General features: G+C 48.1%; 1 protein-coding gene. It reads left to right on the forward strand.

The window, feature by feature from the left end; all coding sequences use genetic code 11:
• On the forward strand, nt 1-418 hold a 418-nt coding region (locus CVN76_RS02050; protein ID WP_100530166.1), incomplete at both ends, for a type 1 glutamine amidotransferase domain-containing protein.

The raw sequence follows: 418 nt of genomic DNA on the forward strand, positions 1-418 counted from the left end.
CCGGCTAGAGCATTTAAGGAAGCTGGCCATACAGTAACGAAAATCGAAATGGAAAAAGGGAAAACGGTTCAAGGCAAACAAGGTGAAGTGGAAGTCAAGATTGATGAAAGCATCGATTCAGTGAAACCAGAGGATTTTGATGCATTGTTCATTCCGGGCGGTTTCTCGCCTGACCAGCTGCGTGCTGACGAACGCTTCGTAACATTTGCCAAAGCGTTCATGGATGATAGAAAACCAGTCTTTGCAATTTGTCACGGACCTCAGCTGCTGATTACGGCCAAGGCACTTGAAGGGCGCCATGCAACTGGCTATACCTCGATTAAAGTCGATATGGAGTATGCTGGTGCGACATATTTGGACAAGGAGGTTGTGGTTTGCGGCAACCAACTTGTAACCAGCAGGACGCCGGAAGACCTTC

Source organism: Bacillus sp. mrc49 (genome assembly GCF_002803435.1).